Source organism: Streptomyces ipomoeae 91-03, from assembly GCF_000317595.1.
In the GTDB taxonomy this organism is placed as follows: domain Bacteria; phylum Actinomycetota; class Actinomycetes; order Streptomycetales; family Streptomycetaceae; genus Streptomyces; species Streptomyces ipomoeae.
Genome location: NZ_AEJC01000601.1, coordinates 1 through 17,928 on the forward strand (window position 1 = coordinate 1; position 17,928 = coordinate 17,928).

A 17,928-nucleotide genomic window follows, 5' to 3' on the forward strand; every position below is an offset into this window, starting at 1 on the left:
CTCCTCGTATCAGTGTGGTCAGACCTTGAAGCCGTAGTTCAGGAGCTTCTTCGCGTCCGACAGACGGTCGGCCTCGGTCGGGGCGGCGAGGACCGTGCCGATGATCGTCTTGCCGTTACGGGTGGCGGCGAAGACGAGGCACTTCTTGGACTCGGGGCCCGAGCCGGTCTTCACGCCGATCGCCCCGCTGTAGGTGCCCAGCAGCGGGTTGGTGTTCTTCCACGGCTCCATCGTCCGGGTGCCGCCGGACTTCGTTTTGGTCTTCGCCGTGTACGTCTTCGTCTTGACGACCGTGCGGAACGTGGAGTTCTTCATCGCGTTGCTGGCGAGCTTCGTCAGGTCGCGCGCCGTCGAGTAGTTCGCCCCGTTGCCGATGCCGTCGAACGAGTCGAAGTGCGTGTTCTTCAGGCCAAGGCTCTTGGCGGTGGAGTTCATCTTGCCGATGAACGACTTCACACGCGCAGCGCGGGTCGAGCCCGTGCCGAACTTGTCGGCAAGCGCGTAAGCGGCGTCGCAGCCGGACGGAAGCATCAGGCCGTACAGCAGCTGACGGACGGTGACCTTGTCTCCGACGATCAGGCGAGCCAGGGAGGCGTTGTTCTTCACGACGTAGTCGCTGTACGCCTTCTGGATCGTGACCTGGGAGTTCAGGTTGAGGTTCTTCTGCTTCAGCACCACCAGTGCCGTCATGATCTTGGTGGTCGAGCCGGTGGACAGCTTCTTGTCCGCGTTCTTCGTGAACAACGACTTGCTCGTGCCGTTGTTCATCACGAACCCGCCCGTGGCGGTGATCGTGGGCTTCGCGACGGCCGCCTGCGCGGGAGCGGAGCTGATGACTCCGGTCGCGATCATCGCACCGGTGGTGACGACTACAGCAGCGGCTCTGCGGACACGTGCGCCCTTTATGGCGGTAATCAAGTCAAATACCCCGATTGCGTCAAATGTCTGTGGAGCGCGGCCATTTGGGTGCCGACGTGCAGGCAAAGCGCGGCCGCTACTCGTGAGACAAGTGAGTAGCACAAAAGGTTGTGCGGCGGTTGAGGCGGGGGCCGATTCAGGCCTCTCCGACAGTGCTCCGACAGCTCCTTGACGGCATTCGTCCCGGATCGTGGACAAGGGCAGTCATGCGTACGTGTTGTATCTATGCTGTGGGCATGCCCTCAGTGTCGCCCACGACCACGCCGAACCGGACCGCCGCCACAGCCACTTCCAGCACCGCCGCCCCGGCCCTCAGGCAGCCGCCCGCCGCGGACCGCGTCTACTCCCATGTCAAACAAGGAGTCTTGGAGCGCCGCTACGAAGGCGGCACGCTGCTCACCGAGGGCGAGCTGGCCGAGGCGGTCGGGGTGTCGCGGACGCCGGTGCGGGAGGCGCTGCTGCGGCTGGAGGTCGAGGGGCTGATCAAGCTCTACCCGAAGAAGGGCGCCCTGGTGCTGCCCGTCTCCGCACAGGAGATCGCGGACGTGGTGGAGACCCGGCAGCTGGTCGAGGAGCACGCCGTCCGCAAGACGGTCCCGGCCTCGCCGCAGCTCATCGCCCGTCTGGAGGAGCTGCTGGAGCAGCAGAAGGCGCAGGCGGCGGCCGGTGACCTGGCAGCCGCGGCGGTGACCGACCGCTGTTTCCACGCCGAGATCGTCCGCAGTGGCGGCAACGAGATCCTCTCCCGCCTCTACGACCAGCTCCGCGACCGGCAGTTGCGCATGGGTGTCGCCGTCATGCACGCCCACCCGGACCGTGTCACCAAGACGCTCACCGAACACGAGGAGATCCTCCAGGCGCTGCGTGCCGGCGACGCCGAGGCGGCCGTGGACCTCGTCCACCGGCATGTCAGCTGGTTCTCCAACCTGGCGCGGGGGGAGGTCCGTTGAGCAGCGCGGGTATATCCTCGTCGTCCTCCGCGTCCCTCCCCGGTGACCCGCCCGGCGGCCGTCGTGCCCTCGCGGTCTGGAGCATCGGCGTCGCGGTCTACTTCGTCGCCGTCATCTTCCGTACGTCGCTGGGGGTGGCCGGCCTCGACGCCGCCGACCGCTTCCATGTGAGCGCCTCCGCCCTGTCCACCTTCTCCATACTCCAGTTGCTCGTGTACGCGGGCATGCAGATACCCGTCGGTCTGCTGGTCGACCGGCTCGGCACCAAGAAGGTGCTGACCCTGGGCGCCTTGCTGTTCACGGCCGGCCAGCTCGGCTTCGCTCTGTCGCCGTCGTACGGCACGGCGCTGGCCTCGCGCGCGCTGCTGGGCTGTGGCGACGCGATGACGTTCATCAGTGTGCTGCGGCTGGGTACCCGCTGGTTCCCGGCCCGGCGCGGGCCGCTGATCGCGCAGTTCGCGGGGCTGGCCGGCATGGCGGGCAACCTGGTCTCGACGCTGGTGCTGGCCCGGCTGCTGCACGGTGTGGGCTGGACGGCGGCGTTCGCGGGCAGTTCGGCCGCCGGGCTCGTCGTCCTCGTACTCGTCCTGCTGTTCCTGAAGGACCACCCCGAGGGCTACGAGCCGGAACCGTCACCGCACCAGGGCGCGGCGTACGTACGGCGGCAGATCGCGACGTCCTGGCGGGAGCCGGGGACGCGGCTGGGTCTGTGGGTGCACTTCACCACGCAGTTCCCGGCGATGGTGTTCCTGCTGCTGTGGGGGCTGCCGTTCCTGGTCGAGGCGCAGGGGCTGAGCCGGGCCACCGCCGGTGATCTGCTCACCCTCGTCGTCCTCTCCAACATGGTCGTCGGACTGGTGTACGGCCAGGTGGTCGCCCGGCATCACGCGGCGCGGCTGCCGCTGGCGCTCGGCACGGTCCTCGCGACGGCGACGGTCTGGGCGGCCACGCTCCTGTACCCCGGTGAGCACGCGCCGATGTGGCTCCTGGTCGTCCTGTGCACGGTCCTCGGCGCCTGTGGCCCCGCCTCCATGCTCGGCTTCGACTTCGCCCGCCCGGCGAACCCGCCGGAGCGTCAGGGCACCGCCTCCGGAATCACCAACATGGGTGGTTTCGTCGCCTCCATGACGACCTTGCTCGTCGTCGGCGTGCTGCTGGACATGACGAACGACGACTACCGCGTCGCCTTCTCCGCCGTCTTCGTCCTCCAGGCCCTCGGCCTGAGCCAGATCCTCCGGCTCCGGGGCCGCGCGGCCCGCCGTGAGCGGGAACGGCTGGTGGCGAGCCGGGTGGAGACGGTCCACGTACCGGCGTCTCGGTGACGCATGGTGCCGTGACGGGGGCGGGCCGGCAACGCGCGCCGTCGTGCGCGGGCGCGGAACGACGGCATACGCGAGCCGAACGCGGGTCGAGCACCGGGCAGCGGACCCCAGCCTCATGGCCATGGGCCGAACCGCTACCGGCCAGAAGGCCCATGCTCCGTCGGCCAGAGGCGGAACCGTCACCGCTCAGAGGCGGAACCGTCACCGCTCAGAGGCCGAATCGTCGCCGCCCAGAGGGCTGAGCCGTCGCCGGCCCCGGGCTAGACCGTCACCGCGAAGGAGCGCAGGATCGCGGCGATCAGCTGCGGGTCGCCCTCGCCCTTGATGCGGTCGGCGACGGCATCGGCGGTGACGCGGCCGCAGGCCAGGCGGACGTAGGTCTCCCAGTCGAGGGTGAGGGTGGCGGCGGGGCCGAGGGCGGGGGCGGTCTCCAGGGTGCCGCGGCCCTGGATGTCGACGCGGACGGTACGGATGAACTCCACCGGGCCGTGCACGTCGAAGACGACGGCCGAGCTGCGCGGCGCCTGCGCGTCCTCGGCGACGACCTTCGGCAGTACGGACAGCAGCTCGTCGCGGACGACGTACGCGCCCGGCGAGTCCAGATTCCCCGGCTGCCCCAGCGCGGCGCGCAGGTCCTGCTCATGGACCCACACGTCGAACGCGCGGTTGCGCATGGCCTGTTCCAGCGTCAACTCCGTACCGAGCGGTCCACGCACGATGTGGTCCGGCATCCGCGACTCGTTCCGCAGCTGGCGGTTGCGGCGGATGATCGTGTACTCCAGCTCGGCGGTCATCTCCGGCGCGGTGTGGTGCCGGCGGGCGTCGACCTGCATCTCCATGTATCGCTGGTGCTCGGTCCGTACGTGGTACAGGTCACGCGGGAGGGTGTGGATCGGCCGCGGGTCGCCGAGCATCTCGGAGTCGAGGCCGATCACATGGGAGACCACATCGCGCACCGACCAGCCGGGGCATGGGGTCCGCCTGTTCCACTCGCCCTCCACGAGCGGTGACACCAGCTCGGATATAGCGTCCACGGAGTGGGTCCAGGCGTCGGCGTAGGGCTGAAGAGTGGGATGCAGACTCACGGAACGGGACCCCTCGGGCGGTCGGTACGGTCGGTACGTGGTGGGTGGGTTCTCGGTGGGGGCGTCGACGTTGACGGCGGTGAGCGGGCGTGGGCGGCTGTCGGTGGGTGCTGTGGAACGTTAAGTTACGCTGCTGAGCGGCACCCCGGCAGTGCTTTCGTGTGACGATCGTAGGGCCGGTATGGACGGCTCGAATGCCAGGACGGTGGTAGTGTGCGCGCCTCGCTCATCCAGATCGGCGTAGACGAGGGCGAATCGGTCGATTCGCGCAGGCGGCGGGTGGCTTCGCTGGTGCGGGAGCAGGCCGGCGCCGATCTCGTCGTCCTCCCGGAGCTGTGGACCACCGGCGCATTCTCGTTCGAATCCTTCACCGTGGAGGCCGAGCCGCTCGACGGCCCGACGTACGAGGCGATGGCCAAGGCGGCGAGTGACGCGGGCGTCTGGCTGCACGCCGGCTCGATCCCCGAACGGGCTGCCTCCGACAGCGGCTCCGCCGCGGGCGCGGGCCCCCTTTACAACACCTCCCTGGTCTTCTCACCCTCTGGTGAACTCGCCGCCGCCTACCGCAAGATCCATCGCTTCGGCTTCGACAAGGGCGAGGCCGTACTGATGGGCGCGGGCACGGAGCTGGTGACGCTCCGCCTCCCCGAGACCACTCTCGGCATCGCGACCTGCTACGACCTCCGTTTCCCCGAACTCTTCCGCGGCCTCGTGGACGCCGGCGCCGAGACCTTCGTGCTCTCGGCGGGCTGGCCGGAGCGCCGCCGCTCCCACTGGACGCTCCTCGCCCAGGCCCGGGCCGTCGAGAACCAGGCGTACGTCCTCGCCTGCGGAACGGCGGGTACGCACGCGGGAGTTCCCCAGGCCGGTCACTCGATCGTGGTCGATCCGTGGGGGGAGGTGCTGGCGGAGGCCGGCGCCGACGAGGAAGTCCTCATGGTGGAGTTCGACCCGGCGAAGGTGGCGACCACGCGGGAACAGTTCCCCGCGCTGAAGGACAGGCTGCTGGGGGTGGCGGCCCCGCGCCGCTGATCCCGACCGAGCGGTGGGCCTACGGCCGGTCGGATCATGGCCGTCAGCCGTCAGCCGTCAGCCGTCAGCCGTCAGCCGTCAGCCGTCAGCCGTCAGCCGTCAGCCGTCAGCCGTCAGCCTCTCCTTCTCCGCCAGGTGGATCACGCACACCGCGACGGCGATCAGCAGCGCGGGGTCCGCGTCGTCCCGTACGACGTCCAGACCGTATGTCTCCCTCACATGCAGCCAGCGGCACGAGACGACGGCGAGCAGGTCACCCTCGTACTCGACGACGAACTCACGGTCGAGGATCTTGCCGCTGACGTCGAGTTCGGTGCGGCCGTCCGCCAAGGACACGCGGTAGTGGTTGCGGAGCAGGGAGAGACGTTTGCGGCGGACGGTGGCCAGGGGTTCGCCGTCCCGTTCGATCACCATGGTGTCGCGCAGCGCGAACATCTTCTGCCGGATGTCGATCAGAACCCGCCCTTGGGTGTCCTTCAGATCGAAGGTGTCCCGCAGTCGCATGGCCTTGCCGTCGACGAGGAAGGCCTTCCTGCCGTGCTCGTCCTCGATCCAGTAGTCGTCACCGATGCCGAGGAGCCGGTCGCGTACGAGGAATCTCATGTTCCCAGGGGTTCCCCGGGGCCCGCTCCGAAACGTCCCCGATAGGCCGGAAGGGCCAGCTCGCGAACACTGTCCACAGTTCGTGGGGAGGTTGTCCACAGGCCGGTACGGGAGTTGCGGCAGGTTGTCCACAGGCTCGCGAGCGGATCTTGCGCAAGTGGCAGTCTGGACCCATGAACGACTCCACGACCAAGCACCCGGTACCCCGCCGTGTCCGTGTCCGCGCCCCCGAGCTGATCGGGAAGGGCGGCTGGCTGAACACGGGTGGGAAGCAGTACAGCCTCGCCGACCTGCGGGGAAAGATAGTGGTGCTGGATTTCTGGACGTTCTGCTGCATCAACTGTCTGCATGTCCTGGACGAGCTGCGGCACTTGGAGGAGAAGCACCGGGACACGGTGGTGGTCATCGGGGTGCACTCGCCGAAGTTCGCGCACGAGGCGGAGCATCGGGCGGTGCTCGACGCCGTCGAGCGGTACGAGGTGGAGCACCCCGTGCTCGACGACCCGGAGCTCGCCACATGGAAGCAGTACGCGGTACGGGCCTGGCCGACGCTCGTGGTGATCGACCCGGAGGGCTACGTGGTCGCCCAGCACGCGGGCGAGGGGCATGTTCACGCCATAGAGCGGCTGGTCACCGAGCTGGAGACCGAGCACGCGGCGAAGGGCACGCTACGGCGCGGTGACGGGCCGTACGTACCACCGGAGCCCGATCCGACGGTGCTGCGCTTCCCCGGCAAGGCGCTGCTCCTGCCGGACGGCGACTTCCTTGTCAGCGACACCACCCGGCATCGGCTGGTCCGCCTCGCGCCGGACGGCGAGACAGTCGTACGGCGTTACGGCACCGGAGAGCGCGGTTTCGTGGACGGCCCCGCCGACCACGCCCGCTTCAGTGAGCCGCAGGGACTGGCGTTGCTGGACAGCGGTGATGTGGTGGTCGCCGACACCGTGAACCACGCCCTGCGCCGGCTCGACCCGGACACCGGCCATGTCGCGACCCTGGCCGGTACGGGCCGTCAGTGGTGGCAGGGCTCGCCGACCTCGGGACCGGCGTGGCAGATCGATCTGTCCTCGCCGTGGGACGTGGCCGTCTTCGGCGGCAAGGTCTGGATCGCCATGGCCGGTGTCCACCAGCTGTGGACGTACGACCCGGCCGACTGCACGGTCGCCGTGGCGGCGGGCACGACGAACGAGGGGTTGGTTGACGGGCCGGGGCCGGAGGCCTGGTTCGCGCAGCCGTCGGGGCTCGCGGCCACCGCCGACCGGCTGTGGCTGGCCGACTCCGAGACGTCCGCGCTGAGATGGGTGGACCTCGATGGTGTGGTCCACACGGCGGTCGGCACCGGGCTCTTCGACTTCGGCCACCGTGACGGCGACGCCGAACAGGCGCTGCTCCAGCATCCGCTGGGGGTCACGGCCCTGCCGGACGGTTCGGTGGCGATCTGCGACACGTACAACCACGCGTTGCGCCGCTACGACCCGGCGACGGGGGAGGTGACCACGCTCGCCACGGACCTGCGGGAGCCGAGTGACGCGGTGCTCGTCGGGGACGACATCGTGGTCGTCGAGTCCGCCCGCCACCGGCTGACCCGGCTGCGGCTGCCGGAGGAGGCGGTACGGGTCGAGGCCGTCGCCCATAGGACCCAGCGCGCGGCCACCGACATAGCCCCCGGCAGCTTGCGGTTGGATGTCGTCTTCCAGCCCCCGCCCGGCCAGAAGCTCGACGACCGCTACGGTCCCTCGACCCGTCTTCTCGTCTCCTCCACCCCGCCCGAGCTGCTGCTCAAGGGCGACGGCGCGGACACGTCCCTCTCTCGCGAGCTGCAACTGAACCCGTCGATATCCGAGGGAGTCCTCCACGTCTCGGCGATGGCCGCCTCCTGTGACGACCCTGCGTCCAACAGTGACTCCGCCGCGGGTGCCGAGTACCCGGCCTGTCACGTCCATCAGCAGGACTGGGGCGTGCCGGTCCAGGTCAGGGACGGCGGGGTGGACAGGCTGCCGCTGGTGTTGGCGGGGATGGATGAGACCCCCTAGCCGATCCGCTGGGGTACGTCAGTACCCCTGGTAGCCGTCCCGGTGGTGGTGTCGTTCCTCGTCGATGACGGGGGTCGTCGGTGGCACCACCACTCGCCGCCGCCGGGCGATGCTGCTGAACGTCACGACGCCGATGAGTCCGACGAGGATGAGGATGATGCCGACCAGGTCGAGGTTGACCCCTTGCATGTCCCAGTCGGTGGCGAACGTGAGGATGGCCCCCACGGCGATCAGGATGATGCACCCGCCCAGGCCCATGAGTGTTTCCTCCCAGTCCGGTTGGGTCGGCCGGTCGTTCCGGTCGCTCGGTCCTACCGGTCGTTTCCGGGTACCCGAATGGGCCTGGTGGTAACGGGTCAATGGGCCTGGCAGTGACGGGTCCCCGGTAACTAGCCCTCCAGGAACGCCGCCAGGGCGTTCGTCAGGAGGTAGGGGTCCTTCGCGCCGCAGAGTTCGCGGGCGCTGTGCATGGAGAGGATGGCGACGCCGATGTCGACGGTGCGGATGCCGTGGCGGGCGGCGGTGATGGGGCCGATGGTGGTGCCGCAGGGCATGGAGTTGTTGGAGACGAAGGTCTGGAAGGGCACGCCGGCCCGTTCACAGGCGGCGGCGAAGATGGCGCGGCCCGAACCGTCCGTGGCGTAGCGGTTGTTGACGTTCACCTTGAGGATCGGGCCGGCGTCGGCGCGGGGGTGGTGCGTCGGGTCGTGGCGCTCCGCGTAGTTGGGGTGGACGGCGTGGCCGGTGTCCGAGGAGAGGCAGACCGTACCGGCGAAGGCGCGTGCCCGGTCCTCGTACGAGCCGCCGCGGGCGAACACCGAGCGCTCCAGGACCCCGCCGAGGAGGGGTCCGTCGGCGCCGGTGTCGCTCTGGGAGCCGTTCTCCTCGTGGTCGAAGGCGGCGAGGACGGGGATGTAGGGGAGGTCGTCGCCGGAGGTGGCGACCGCGGCCAGCGCGGCGGTACCGGCGTGCACGGAGAGGAGGTTGTCCATGCGGGGACCGGCCAGGAGTTCCTTGTCGCGGCCGAGGTAGGCGGGTGGCTCGACGGAGTGGGTCATCAGGTCCCAGCCGGTGACCTCGCCGGCGGGCAGGCCCGACTCCTGTTCCAGGAAGGAGATGAGGTCGCCGTCGCGGATGTCGTCGCCGAGGCCCCAGATGGGCTGGAGGTGGCGCTGTTTGTCGAGTTTCAGACCCTCGGAGGTGACCGCGCGGTCGAGGTGGATGGCGAGTTGGGGCACGCGGAGGAGGGGTCTGTCGATGTTGACCAGGCGGCTGGTGCCGTCGCGCAGGGAGAGACGGCCGGCGATGCCGAGGTCGCGGTCCAGCCAGGAGTTGAGCAGGGGGCCGCCGTAGATCTCGACGGCGACCTGGCGGAAGCCGTGCCCGCCGGTGTCCGGGCGGGGCTTGACCCGCAGGTTGGGGGAGTCGGTGTGGGCGCCCACGATGCGGAACGGGGTGTGCGGGTCGGCGCCCTCCGGTACGTACCAGGCGATGATCGCGCCGCCGCGCAGGACGTACTTGCCGCCCAGTGAGCCGTCCCACGCGTCGGTCTCCGAGACCTGTCGGAAGCCGGCCTTCTCCAGCCGTTCCGCGGCGTTCGCCACCGCGTGGTACGGGGACGGGCTGGCCGTCAGGAAGGACATGAGGTCGTCGGTGTGGCCGCGATCGAAGCGTGGGGGTGTGCGCATGGGGTTCACCTTAACGACGTACGAGGGCCCGCTCCCGGGGCTTGGGAACGGGCCCTCGTGGGGGCGGTGCTGTGGAGGGCCGTGGTACCGGAGGGCCGGGCAGGGGCCGTCCGGCATGACGGGGCGCCTTTCGTGCGCGGTCGCCGTGGGTCGGCTTTCGGGCACCCGGTGTGTCCCGCGTCCCCCAGGCACCTGGTGCGTTGGGCAGGAGCGCGGCGGCTTCGGCCGGGCGGGCGTGGGTCTCGCTCACCGGCGCTTGCCGGGTGCCGCTGCGCCCACGCTCTCCCGCTCTCGGCTTCCCATCCGGTGCCACTGCTGGGTGGGCAGCCGCTCCAGTGGTACGACTGCCCACGGCTACGCCTGGCGGTGGCCGCAATGGTGCGACTGCCCGTTGCTGCGTATCGCTGCGAGTGAGACGAGCGGCGGCGGGTGCCCAGTGTTCGTCCTAGAACGCCGCCTCGTCCAGCTCCATCAGGTCCAGGTCGACGCCCTCGGCGACCTTGCGGGCCAGGGTGACGCCGGGGAGGACGTTGGTGGCGAAGAACTTCGCCGCCGCGATCTTGCCCTGGTAGAAGGCCACATCTTTGGAAGACACAGCCTTGGCGGAGGCGGTCTGAAGCTTTTCGGCGGCGACCGCGGCGCCCTTGAGCAGCAGGTAGCCGACGACCACGTCACCGGAGGCCAGAAGCAGGCGGGTGGTGTTGAGGCCGACCTTGTAGATGTTCTTGACGTCCTGCTCGGTGGCCGCGAGGTCGGTCAGCATCAGGCCGACGACGGCCTCCAGCTCCACGGCCGCCTTGGCCAGCTGCTCGCGGGCCGGGGCGAGCTCCTCGCCGCCCTCGCCGAGAGCCAGGAACTTCTTGATCTCCTCGGCGAGGGAGTTCAGCGCGGCGCCCTGGTTGCGGACGATCTTGCGGAAGAAGAAGTCCTGGCCCTGGATCGCGGTGGTGCCCTCGTACAGGGTGTCGATCTTGGCGTCGCGGATGTACTGCTCGATCGGGTACTCCTGCAGGAAGCCGGAGCCGCCGAAGGTCTGCAGCGACTGGGCGAGCTGCTCGTAGCCCTTCTCGGAGCCGTAGCCCTTGACGATGGGCAGGAGGAGGTCGTTGAGCGCGTGCTCGGCCGAGGCGTCCTCGCCCGCCGCCTCCTTCACCGCGATCGCGTCCTGGATCGAGGCGGTGTACAGCACCAGCGCCCGCATGCCCTCGGCGTACGCCTTCTGCGTCATCAGCGAGCGGCGGACGTCGGGGTGGTGGGTGATGGTGACCTTGGGCGCGGTCTTGTCCATGAAGTTCGCCAGGTCCGGACCCTGGACGCGCTCCTTGGCGTACTCCAGGGCGTTCAGGTAACCGGTCGACAGGGTCGAGATGGCCTTCGTGCCGACCATCATCCGGGCGAACTCGATGATGCGGAACATCTGGCGGATGCCGTCGTGCTTGTCGCCGATCAGCCAGCCCTTGGCCGGGTGGCGGTCGCCGAAGGTCATCTCGCAGGTGTTGGAGGCCTTCAGGCCCATCTTGTGCTCGACGTTGGTGGCGTAGACGCCGTTGCGCTCGCCCAGCTCACCGGTCTCGAAGTCGAACAGGTACTTCGGCACGAGGAAGAGGGACAGGCCCTTGGTGCCGGGGCCGTGGCCCTCGGGGCGGGCGAGGACGTAGTGGAGGATGTTCTCCTCCATGTCGTGCTCACCGGAGGTGATGAACCGCTTCACACCCTCGATGTGCCAGGAGCCGTCCTCCTGCTGGATCGCCTTGGTGCGGCCGGCGCCCACGTCGGAGCCCGCGTCCGGCTCGGTGAGGACCATGGTCGAACCCCAGGTCCGCTCCACCGCGATCTGGGCGATCTTCTTCTGGACCTCGTTGCCCTCGTCGTAGAGGATGCCGGCGAACGCCGGGCCCGAGGAGTACATCCACACGGCCGGGTTCGCGCCGAGGATCAGCTCCGCGTACGACCAGATCAGGGAGGGGGGAGCCGTCGTACCGCCGATCGCCTCGGGCAGGCCGAGGCGCCAGTACTCGGAGTCCATGAAGGCCTTGTAGCTCTTCTTGAAAGAGGCCGGGACCGGAGCGGTGTTGGTCTCCGGGTCGAACACCGGCGGGTTGCGGTCGGCGTCCGTGAAGGACTCGGCGAGCTCGTTCTCCGAGAGGCGCGTCAGCTCCTCCAGGATGCTCTTGGCGGTATCGGTGTCCATCTCCGCGAACGGGCCCGTGCCGTACAGCTTGTCGCGCCCGAGTACCTCGAAGAGGTTGAACTCGATGTCGCGGAGATTCGACTTGTAGTGCCCCATGGCGACGGCTCCGTAGAGAGATCGGCGAGGCACTGGATCCTCGCGCTTGTTCACGTACCAGCAAGTAGGTTGTATGCCGATGATGCTACCCATCGGTAATAAGAAGCAACCCCGATCGGGTCATCTGTGACTCGTTACGCTTTGCCGCATGTACGGCTACGACCAGAGCGCTGGCACTCAGCAGCAGTACGCCCCGCCGCAGCAGCCTATGTCGGGGCAGCAGCAGATGCCGGGGCAGATGCCCGGCGGCCCGATGGGCGGCGGTTACGGGCAGCAGCAGCCGCTGTACCCCGAGCCGTCGCCGCCCTCGCTCGCGGACGCGGTGCGGGCCTTCACCACCGGTCAGATGGCCGCCGAGGACTTCCAGCAGGTCTTCGCCACGTCCAAGGTGTACTGCCCGCGCGGTGACAACCCCGGGTTCCTGGCCCTGCACAACACCCAGCAGCCGGTGATCCCCATGTTCACTTCGCTCAAGGAGCTCCGCCGGTACGCGGGCAAGGAGTCCAAGTACTTCGTCATCACCGGCGCCGAGGTCATCGACCTCCTCCCGACCGGCTACGGCTTCGTCCTCGACATGGAGGGCGAACACCGGATGGTCTTCGACGCGAAGGCCGTGGAGCAGATGGTCGAGTTCGCGATGCGGCGGATGTACGGGTAGCTCCGCGAGTGGCTCCGCCGGTCCGGCCGGTTCCGGGTCGGGCGGGGTGGGATGGGATTCTCTGCGGTCTGCGGTCTGCGGGTCGTGTCTGCCTGACTGCGGCGGCTCTGCCTGCCTGCGGCTCTGCTTGCCCGCACGGCCGACGGCGTGACGTATCTGCTGCGAGCCCGCGGCGCTCCGATGGTGCGGGAGTTCGCGGCGGCCGTGAACCGGGCGCTGCCCGTGCGGGACGCCGAGGAGCCGCGCTCCGCGCCGCGCGTCCGGGGGGATCGCCGTGGAGGGGCGGCTGGAGTGGCCGTACGAGGAGAAGCGGTCCGGAGATGACACCGTCGCGAAGTGCGTCTACTCCTTCGCCGACAGGCGCGGTCAGACTCATGTGCGCCATGGCACACAGGGCCGCGGCGCCGAGCGGGTCGAGATCGTCCACGACCCCGAGGACCCGAAGGGCGGCAACAAGGGGGATGGGCGTCCCCTGTCCGGGTGGGGGTGAGCGTCCCGTGTCCTCGGCGGGAAGTCCCGTGCCCTCGGCGGGAAGTCCCGTGTCCCCGGTGGGAATGGGTGCGGCCTCTGTGTGGTTTGGGCTGGCAGAAAGTTCAACGATAAACTAAACTGGCCGCACAAGGAGGTACCGACATGCCCGCAGTGACCGTCGAGAACCCGCTGACCCTGCCCCGTGTCATCGCGTCCGCCGACGCCGTGTCCCGCCCGGTGCTCGCCGTGACGACCGCGCCCAGCGGCTTCGAGGGCGAGGGCTTCCCGGTTCGCCGTGCGTTCGCCGGGATCAACTACCGCCACCTCGACCCGTTCATCATGATGGACCAGATGGGTGAGGTGGACTACGCGCCCGGCGAGCCGAAGGGCACGCCCTGGCACCCCCATCGCGGCTTCGAGACCGTCACCTATATCATCGACGGGATCTTCGACCACCAGGACAGCCAGGGTGGTGGCGGCACCATCACCAACGGTGACACCCAGTGGATGACCGCCGGTTCGGGCCTCCTCCACATCGAGGCGCCGCCTGAGTCCCTTGTCATGTCCGGCGGTCTCTTCCACGGCATCCAGCTGTGGGTGAACCTGCCCGCCAAGGACAAGATGATGGCCCCGAGGTACCAGGACATCCGCGGCGGCCAGGTCCAGCTCCTCACCACCCCCGACGGCGGCGCGCTGCTCCGCGTCATCGCCGGTGAGCTGGACGGCCACCAGGGGCCGGGCATCACCCACACCCCGATCACCCTGCTCCACGCGACCGTGGCGCCGGGCGCGGAGATCACGCTGCCGTGGCGTGAGGACTTCAACGCCCTCGCGTACGTGCTCGCCGGGCGCGGCAGTGTCGGTGTGGACCGGCGTCCGATCCACCTGGGTCAGACCGCCGTCTTCGGCGCCGGCTCCTCGCTCACCGTCCGCGCGGACGAGAAGCAGGACTCCAACACGCCCGACCTGGAGATCCTCCTCCTCGGCGGTCAGCCCATCCGCGAGCCCATGGCCCACTACGGCCCGTTCGTCATGAACACCCGCGAGGAACTCCAGCAGGCGTTCGAGGACTTCCAGAAGGGCCGGCTCGGCACCATTCCGGCGGTCCACGGGATGTCGGAGGGCGGCCTCTGACGGTGTCGTAGCCGTGTGAGTGCGCGTGAGTGCGCGTGAGCGCCTGAGGCCCCTGCCCGGTGATGGGCAGGGGCCCTTGGCATGTGGGCCAGCCTGTGAGCTGCAGGTTTGTGTGAGGCGTCTGCTGTATGGACGCCTTGTCAGAACCTCTTGTTGCCGCCCTTGTTGACGACGGTGGCCTTCTTGCAGTTCTTCCAGGTGAGCTTGTTGGGGCCGCTCTTGCCGCTGCCCTTGCCGCCCCAGAGGATGAGGGGGAGGGACTTGCCGTAGTAGCCGGGGCCGTACTTGTTGTTCTTGACGACGTTGCCCCCGCCGCAGGTTTCGCCCTTCTTCGGGTCGCGCCACTCGCTGACGATGGCGTAGGTGCCCGACTTGGTGGAGGTGTTGCCGCTCACGGTGTTGTTGCGGCTGCCGTCGCGGAGGCGTACGGGGTCGCCGGTGATGGAGGAGAACTTGTTGCCGGTGATGGTGCTGCCCGTGGTCTTGACCAGGTAGACCCCGTGCATGTGGCCCTTGTTGCGGAGGTTCGAGAACGTGTTCTTCTTGATCACGATGCCGGAGGAGTTCTTCACATGGACCCCGGCGTAGCCGTTCGCGCCGCTGAGGTTCTTGAAGGTGTTGCCGGTGATCGTGACGTTCGAGACGTTCCGGAGCAGGATCGCGTTGTCGTGGCGGGAGAACGTCCTGCCCTTGATCGTGAAGCCGCCGGGACCACCGTTGATGCAGAGCTGGTAGTCGCCCGGCGGGCACTTGCCCTGACCCGGGTACTTGGCGGCCACCGCCGGCGCCGACCAGCTCGGCTCGGCCAGGGCTCCCAGTATCAGCGCGCTGCCGACAGCGGTGGTGAGGACGGCCTTCGATACGGAACGGGTACGCGGGGCGTGCGTACGCATGGAGCGACTCCTCTTCGGATCGGATTGGGTCGGGTCGGGGGGCGGAACAGTCCGTTCAGAACGGTCCGTTCAGAACGGTCGGTGGTTGCGTGCCCCGGCCGGTCCACCCCCGTGGGGTCGGCCGTGGCGACAGCAATCGAGCCTGGGGCGGCGGATCTTGTCCGGCAACGGTTTTCCGTGTCCGGGACAGTCGTACGGCTGTCCGGGCTGGTCAGCGGCCTGTCCGGACCGTGCGGGTGGTGCGGTCGGGGCGCTCGACGTGGCCGGGACGAGGGTTGTCGGTCGCGATCGGTGGGTTCACAATGACCGCATGGCGAGTACGGGGGACAGCCGGGACATAGAAAACGCAGAGGAAACCAGGGAGTTGGACCCCGGGGCCGCGCGTACCTCCGCCGAGTACGTCGCCCTGTTGCGGCGGCTCAAGGAGCACAGCGGGCTCACCTTCCGGCAGTTGGAGCAGAAGGCCGCCGAGCGGGGGGACATCCTCGCCCGCAGCACGCTCGCCGACGTACTGCGCCGCGATGCGCTCCCCCGCGCCGAGATCGTCACCGCGCTCGTACGGGCCTGTGGGGTGCCGAAGAACGACGAGCCCGCGTGGCTGGAGGCCAGGGAGCGGATCGCCTCCGCGTCCGACGACGGAGGGGATGCCTCCGACGAGGAGAGGGAGTCGTCGCGATCCGTCGAGCCGCGCTTCGGATCCGGTGACTCCCGTGACAGCCGTACCGGCGGTACCAGTCGTACCGGCCGTACCAGCCGTACCGCCGCGGTGGCCGCCGTCGCCTCGCTCGGTACCGTCGCCCTGCTCGTCATCGGTGTCGTGGTGCTGTTACCGCAGGGAGGAGACACATCGTCCACCGGCGGGGCGGATGCGAAAGCCTCGAAGTCGTCGGGCGCGTCCATGAACCCCGCGGCCACTCCCCTCGGGCCCGGACCCGCTCCCGGGCTGTCGCGGATCCGGCCCGCGCGGGCGCCGGAGTTGTGTCTGACGGACGGGGATGTGCGGGCAGCCGGCGGGGAGTCCAAGTTGGTCGCGGTGCAGCGGCCCTGTGCCGAGGCCGTGCCGCCGCGTACGTATCTGCTGCGGGCGGACAACGGGCTGTACCGCATCCAGTGGGACAACCCCGAGTTCGGCAAGGGCTGTCTCACCCTGCTGAACGACGGGGACTTCCGGCACATGCTCGAGCCCTGGGACGACTGCGAGGTCGGCGGGTCCTCCCAGCTGTTCCGTATCGAGCGGGTCGAGGGCACGGACGGCTGGCGGCTGCGACCGGCGCAGGGCGACGAGGTGTGCGTGGGGATCAGGGGGGCCGCGGAGGAAGAGGGTGCGGCGGCAGTGGCCGAGGGTTGCGAGGAGCTTGTGACAACCGGCGGCGATGACAGCGGCCGCCAGCTGTTCCTCATCGGGCGAGGGTGAGGGTGAGGGTGACGAGATCGGGCGAGGGCGACGAGAAAGCCGACAGCCAGTCAGCCCGCCCGTAGGTTCAGGCAAGCGTTCGCCCGTCCAGTCGTCTCGCCAGCTCGCCAGTCCGCCAGTCAGCCCGTTCGCCGGAGAGGCGTCACCTGGCAGTCGTCCCTCCTGGCAGTCGTCCCCCGGCGGCCGTTCTCCGGCAGTCGTCCCCCGGCGGCCGTCCTCCGGCAGTCGTCCCCCGGCGGCCGTCCCCCAGCAGCCATCCCCCGGCAGTCGTCAGTCGGCCGTCGTGCTCGGCAGCCGTCACTCGGGCGGTCCGTCCGCGCACGACACATATGTCTGTCCATGATCCGCTGGTTCCGTGCAGTTGCTTCCCGAACCCGTGCGGCGTCTCGCCGCCTGGTGTGCGGTCGTCCTGCTCGTGGCAGGTGTGGTCTACGTCGGGATCCGGCTGTGTGCGGAGTTCCGTACGGCGGTCGTGCCCGTGTTGCTCGCGCTGCTCGGTACGGCTCTGCTCGGGCCGTTGCACCGGCGGCTGGTCAAGGCTCGCGTGCACCGTTCCATCGCGGCCGGGGTCACCTGCGTCGCCGTGGTGGCGGTGGTCGGTGGGGCCGTGTACATCGTGGTCGCGGCGCTCATCGACACCGGGGACCAGATCATCGCCTCGCTCCGGGACGCGGCCGAGGATCTCACCGAGTACTTCGGGGCCGCCGGGACCTCGCTCGACGATCTCGCCGCCAACGCCAAGGAGCTGCTCACGAAGTTCGGGGGGACCGCGGCCTCGAACGTCATCAGCGGGGTGAGCGTCGTCGGTGAGGCCATCGCCATGGCCGTACTCGCGTTGCTGCTCGTCTTCTTCTTTCTGCGGGACTCCCATCGGGCCGTCGAGACGATCCGGGCCGTGTCGCCTCGCGGGGCCGTCGACACGGTGGAGGCGATGGCGCGGCGGGCCTTCGAGGCCGTCGAGGGGTTCATGCGCGGGACGACGCTCATCGCGCTCATCGACGCCATCTGCATCACCGTCGGGTTGCTGATCCTCGGGGTGCCGGGTGCGGTCGGGCTCGGCGCGCTGGTCTTCGTGGGGGCGTACATCCCCTATCTCGGCGCGTTCATCTCCGGTGCGGCGGCCGTGCTGGTCGCGTTGGCCGACCGGGGGTTCGTGATCGCGCTGTGGGCGCTCGGGGTCGTGCTCGCCGTGCAGATTCTGGAGGGGCATGTGCTTCAGCCGGTGATCCAGAGCCGGACCGCGCACATGCACCCGGCGGTCGTGATGCTGGCGATCACGGCGGGCGCGTCGGTCGCCGGCATCCTCGGCATGCTTCTCGCGGTGCCGTTGACGGCGGCGGTGTTCGGGGTCGTCCATGAGCTGCGTGAGCGGTATGCCTCCGGCGGTCAGGCCGCGTGAGGGGGGAGTGAGCCGCCGGGGTGCGGTGGCGCCGTGCCCCG

General features: G+C 69.2%; 16 protein-coding genes. 9 read left to right on the top strand and 7 right to left on the bottom strand.

The annotated features are described in order from the left end of the window. Window positions 1-18 precede the first annotated feature (18 nt). Window positions 19-852, bottom strand: coding sequence for a D-alanyl-D-alanine carboxypeptidase family protein (locus tag STRIP9103_RS38620; RefSeq protein WP_009336563.1), 834 nt, complete (start codon window positions 850-852; stop codon window positions 19-21). A 302-nt stretch (window positions 853-1,154) separates the two neighbouring features. Between STRIP9103_RS38620 and STRIP9103_RS38625 the strand changes: the two genes are divergently transcribed. Together STRIP9103_RS38625 and STRIP9103_RS38630 are read left to right on the top strand one after the other, a co-directional pair. Continuing rightward, a complete protein-coding gene (locus tag STRIP9103_RS38625; RefSeq protein ID WP_048821752.1) occupies window positions 1,155-1,868 on the top strand; it encodes a GntR family transcriptional regulator in 714 nt (237 codons plus the stop codon). Further along, on the top strand, window positions 1,865-3,190 hold the full coding sequence (locus STRIP9103_RS38630) for an MFS transporter (RefSeq protein ID WP_009336531.1): 1,326 nt from the start codon (window positions 1,865-1,867) through the stop codon (window positions 3,188-3,190). Before STRIP9103_RS38625 ends, STRIP9103_RS38630 begins: the two co-directional genes overlap by 4 nt. Window positions 3,191-3,450: 260 nt before the next feature. Here the strand turns inward: STRIP9103_RS38630 and STRIP9103_RS38635 are convergent, their stop codons facing one another. Beyond that, window positions 3,451-4,275 carry a maleylpyruvate isomerase family mycothiol-dependent enzyme gene (locus tag STRIP9103_RS38635; protein ID WP_009336566.1) on the bottom strand — a complete coding sequence of 275 codons (825 nt, stop codon included), beginning with the start codon at window positions 4,273-4,275 and terminating at the stop codon, window positions 3,451-3,453. A 213-nt stretch (window positions 4,276-4,488) separates the two neighbouring features. On the opposite strand from STRIP9103_RS38635, the gene STRIP9103_RS38640 reads away from it, so the two are divergent. Next, window positions 4,489-5,307, top strand: coding sequence for a carbon-nitrogen family hydrolase (locus STRIP9103_RS38640; RefSeq protein ID WP_009336583.1), 819 nt, complete (start codon window positions 4,489-4,491; stop codon window positions 5,305-5,307). Between the two features lie 99 nt (window positions 5,308-5,406). On the opposite strand, the gene STRIP9103_RS38645 is transcribed toward STRIP9103_RS38640, so the two are convergent. After that, window positions 5,407-5,910, bottom strand: coding sequence for an LURP-one-related/scramblase family protein (locus STRIP9103_RS38645; protein WP_009336515.1), 504 nt, complete (start codon window positions 5,908-5,910; stop codon window positions 5,407-5,409). Window positions 5,911-6,083: 173 nt separating this feature from the next. Between STRIP9103_RS38645 and STRIP9103_RS38650 the strand changes: the two genes are divergently transcribed. After that, a complete protein-coding gene (locus tag STRIP9103_RS38650) occupies window positions 6,084-7,943 on the top strand; it encodes an NHL domain-containing thioredoxin family protein (RefSeq protein WP_009336556.1) in 1,860 nt (619 codons plus the stop codon). Between the two features lie 18 nt (window positions 7,944-7,961). On the opposite strand, the gene STRIP9103_RS38655 is transcribed toward STRIP9103_RS38650, so the two are convergent. From STRIP9103_RS38655 to STRIP9103_RS38665, 3 genes are all read right to left on the bottom strand, one after another. Then, on the bottom strand, window positions 7,962-8,201 hold the full coding sequence (locus STRIP9103_RS38655) for a DUF6458 family protein (RefSeq protein ID WP_009336550.1): 240 nt from the start codon (window positions 8,199-8,201) through the stop codon (window positions 7,962-7,964). Between the two features lie 131 nt (window positions 8,202-8,332). Further along, window positions 8,333-9,631, bottom strand: coding sequence for a M18 family aminopeptidase (locus STRIP9103_RS38660; RefSeq protein ID WP_009336522.1), 1,299 nt, complete (start codon window positions 9,629-9,631; stop codon window positions 8,333-8,335). 445 nt (window positions 9,632-10,076) lie between these two features. After that, window positions 10,077-11,918 carry an acyl-CoA dehydrogenase gene (locus tag STRIP9103_RS38665; protein WP_009336539.1) on the bottom strand — a complete coding sequence of 614 codons (1,842 nt, stop codon included), beginning with the start codon at window positions 11,916-11,918 and terminating at the stop codon, window positions 10,077-10,079. A gap of 148 nt (window positions 11,919-12,066) precedes the next feature. Between STRIP9103_RS38665 and STRIP9103_RS38670 the strand changes: the two genes are divergently transcribed. From STRIP9103_RS38670 to STRIP9103_RS38680, 3 genes are all read left to right on the top strand, one after another. After that, window positions 12,067-12,576, top strand: coding sequence for an SseB family protein (locus tag STRIP9103_RS38670; RefSeq protein WP_009336570.1), 510 nt, complete (start codon window positions 12,067-12,069; stop codon window positions 12,574-12,576). Between the two features lie 274 nt (window positions 12,577-12,850). Further along, window positions 12,851-13,066 carry a hypothetical protein gene (locus STRIP9103_RS38675; RefSeq protein WP_009336535.1) on the top strand — a complete coding sequence of 72 codons (216 nt, stop codon included), beginning with the start codon at window positions 12,851-12,853 and terminating at the stop codon, window positions 13,064-13,066. 143 nt (window positions 13,067-13,209) lie between these two features. Next, the gene (locus STRIP9103_RS38680; protein WP_009336520.1) at window positions 13,210-14,181 is read left to right on the top strand and encodes a pirin family protein; all 972 of its coding nucleotides are present in this window, start codon (window positions 13,210-13,212) and stop codon (window positions 14,179-14,181) included. Window positions 14,182-14,321: 140 nt separating this feature from the next. On the opposite strand, the gene STRIP9103_RS38685 is transcribed toward STRIP9103_RS38680, so the two are convergent. Next, entirely contained in the window at window positions 14,322-15,074 is a 753-nt protein-coding gene (locus STRIP9103_RS38685) for a right-handed parallel beta-helix repeat-containing protein (RefSeq protein WP_009336552.1), read from the bottom strand. A gap of 310 nt (window positions 15,075-15,384) precedes the next feature. On the opposite strand from STRIP9103_RS38685, the gene STRIP9103_RS38690 reads away from it, so the two are divergent. Beyond that, window positions 15,385-16,488 carry a helix-turn-helix domain-containing protein gene (locus STRIP9103_RS38690; protein WP_063747360.1) on the top strand — a complete coding sequence of 368 codons (1,104 nt, stop codon included), beginning with the start codon at window positions 15,385-15,387 and terminating at the stop codon, window positions 16,486-16,488. A 355-nt stretch (window positions 16,489-16,843) separates the two neighbouring features. After that, window positions 16,844-17,887: an AI-2E family transporter gene (locus tag STRIP9103_RS38695; RefSeq protein ID WP_009336527.1), complete on the top strand. Its 1,044-nt coding sequence runs from the start codon at window positions 16,844-16,846 to the stop codon at window positions 17,885-17,887. Window positions 17,888-17,928: the final 41 nt, after the last annotated feature.

What these genes read in the sequence shown, in the direction of transcription:
- STRIP9103_RS38620 (WP_009336563.1), bottom strand. Translation starts at nt 852, where the DNA reads ATGATCGCGACCGGAGTCATCAGCTCCGCTCCCGCGCAGGCGGCCGTC.
- STRIP9103_RS38625 (WP_048821752.1), top strand. Translation starts at nt 1,155, where the DNA reads ATGCCCTCAGTGTCGCCCACGACCACGCCGAACCGGACCGCCGCCACA.
- STRIP9103_RS38645 (WP_009336515.1), bottom strand. Translation starts at nt 5,910, where the DNA reads ATGAGATTCCTCGTACGCGACCGGCTCCTCGGCATCGGTGACGACTAC.
- STRIP9103_RS38650 (WP_009336556.1), top strand. Translation starts at nt 6,084, where the DNA reads ATGAACGACTCCACGACCAAGCACCCGGTACCCCGCCGTGTCCGTGTC.
- STRIP9103_RS38655 (WP_009336550.1), bottom strand. Translation starts at nt 8,201, where the DNA reads ATGGGCCTGGGCGGGTGCATCATCCTGATCGCCGTGGGGGCCATCCTC.
- STRIP9103_RS38660 (WP_009336522.1), bottom strand. Translation starts at nt 9,631, where the DNA reads ATGCGCACACCCCCACGCTTCGATCGCGGCCACACCGACGACCTCATG.
- STRIP9103_RS38665 (WP_009336539.1), bottom strand. Translation starts at nt 11,918, where the DNA reads ATGGGGCACTACAAGTCGAATCTCCGCGACATCGAGTTCAACCTCTTC.
- STRIP9103_RS38670 (WP_009336570.1), top strand. Translation starts at nt 12,067, where the DNA reads ATGTACGGCTACGACCAGAGCGCTGGCACTCAGCAGCAGTACGCCCCG.
- STRIP9103_RS38680 (WP_009336520.1), top strand. Translation starts at nt 13,210, where the DNA reads ATGCCCGCAGTGACCGTCGAGAACCCGCTGACCCTGCCCCGTGTCATC.
- STRIP9103_RS38685 (WP_009336552.1), bottom strand. Translation starts at nt 15,074, where the DNA reads ATGCGTACGCACGCCCCGCGTACCCGTTCCGTATCGAAGGCCGTCCTC.
- STRIP9103_RS38690 (WP_063747360.1), top strand. Translation starts at nt 15,385, where the DNA reads ATGGCGAGTACGGGGGACAGCCGGGACATAGAAAACGCAGAGGAAACC.